Annotated in this window: 1 protein-coding gene; it reads left to right on the top strand. The window is 60.6% G+C overall.

Annotated features, from left to right (window positions below; all coding sequences use genetic code 11):
* Positions 1-617: 617 nt before the first annotated feature.
* Entirely contained in the window at positions 618-1778 is a 1161-nt protein-coding gene (locus tag FHD68_RS18440; protein ID WP_139086558.1) for an IS30 family transposase, read from the top strand.
* Positions 1779-1869: the final 91 nt, after the last annotated feature.

Below are 1869 nucleotides of genomic sequence, written 5' to 3'. Positions count from 1 at the left end.
TCGAAGACCTCATGCCCTGGCGGCACGCACAGCCGTCAAGCCTCACCGCATAGGGCCGCGACGTCGCGCTTACTGTACTGTGGCGCATAGCTTTGCCTTTTCTGTCAGGCAGTCTGTCCCTGGTGCCTGCCAGTTTGACAAAAGCGGACAGTCATAGGTCGGCGTAGCATCGACGTGAATAGCCTCTATAGCTGCCGGTCGGCTGGCGCCGTGGTCGCGAAGCCGCATTCCCGGAAACGGCCGTTCGGCCATCCAACCCCTTGGCCCTCGCGACTGCCCGGTTGTTTCCTGCGCCGAGGGCTCGGAGCCCAAGGCGATTGCTGTATCACGCGCGGATGTCCGCATTCCTTGGTGAGCTGCGGGTGCCTCGCTGCGATGCCATTGGGCCGCTTTCTGCGCCGTCACTGTCGTTCATTTTGGACGCAGCGAACGGCAGCTCCCCGCCCTCAATTGCTCCAAGCGCATGCGCGGTCTGGGACTTGTGCAGGCGCAGCGAATGACCGGAAGGTCCCGCAAAGCAGACGGATTAGGATGGCGATCATCAGTCAGCTTTGCGGGTGCGGATTCAACGGGTGGCCGCAACACTCTAGTCTGTTTGCAAAGATGGAGTGTCAGTCATGAAGTATCGCACGCGGACGTTCTACACCGAAGCACAGAAGTCGGAGATGTGGGATCGATGGCAGCGCGGAGAGTCGCTGAGTTCGATCGGGCGGAGTTTTGGTCGCGCGTCGTCGTCGATCTTCCCCCAGCTGGCACGCACGGGCGGTATCAGGCCCCCGGCACGCGTCAGATCCCGGTCGGCTCTGACGTTGCGCGAGAGGGAAGAGATCTCTCGCGGGCTTGCGGCTAATCTGTCCTTACGTGCGATCGCGCACGATCTGGCCCGGGCACCCTCCACCATCAGCCGGGAGGTAAGGCGGAACGGTGGGCGAGAGGCCTATCGTGCAGCGGATTCAGATATACGGGCTTGGAACTGCGCGACGCGGCCCAAAGCCTGTAAGCTCTCATTCAACGAACGTCTGTGCCGGCTGATTGCGCGCAAGCTGCGCCTGAAATGGTCGCCTCAGCAGATCGCTGGTTGGCTGAGGCGCCAGCATCCTGATGAAGAAAGCCACCGCGTGTCGCATGAGACGATCTACCGAAGCCTTTACGTCCAGACCCGCGGGGTTCTGAAGAAGGAATTGCAGGATTGCCTGCGCAGTTCTCGTGCGATGAGGCGCTCAAGGCACGCGACACAGAAAGGGCTGAAACTGCGCAAGATCAAGGATGCAGTTCCGATCAGCGAGCGCCCGCCCGAAATCGAAGATCGCGCTGTGCCGGGGCATTGGGAGGGCGATCTGATCGTAGGCGCCAACAACAGCTATATCGCCACATTGGTTGAACGGCAGTCCCGCTTCGTGATGCTGGCAAAGGTCGGCAACAAGGACACTGCGAGCGTCATTGCGGCGCTGATCAAGCAAGCACGCAAGCTGCCGCACGAGCTTTACAGGTCCCTGACCTGGGACCGCGGATCGGAGATGACTGATCATGCCAGGTTCACCATGGCGACCAAAATCGATGTCTATTTTTGCGATCCGCAGTCACCGTGGCAGCGGGGAACCAACGAGAACACCAACCGACTTCTGCGCCAATACTTCCCGCGGGGCATCGATATGTCGACCCACAGCCAGGCAAGGCTTAGCGCCATCGCACGACAGCTGAACGAGCGGCCTCGAAAGACCTTGCAGTATCAGACCCCCGCAGAGAAGTTCGGACAGTGTGTTGCGGCCACCCGTTGAATCCGCAGGGACCAAGCTGCCGTTCACGGTTTTGCCTCGAACGACCGCTTTTTCCGTTTCTCAGGCCAAAGCCGTTGCTTCGATCTCGAAG

The sequence above is a fragment of the Paracoccus marcusii genome, from assembly GCF_006151785.1.
Classification (GTDB): domain Bacteria; phylum Pseudomonadota; class Alphaproteobacteria; order Rhodobacterales; family Rhodobacteraceae; genus Paracoccus; species Paracoccus marcusii.
The sequence above is the reverse complement of the archived record's forward strand: the minus strand, read 5'-3'. Positions and strand labels throughout refer to the sequence as shown.

Excerpts from the sequence above, each read along its gene's own strand:
- FHD68_RS18440 (WP_139086558.1), top strand. The coding sequence starts at position 618 with ATGAAGTATCGCACGCGGACGTTCTACACCGAAGCACAGAAGTCGGAG.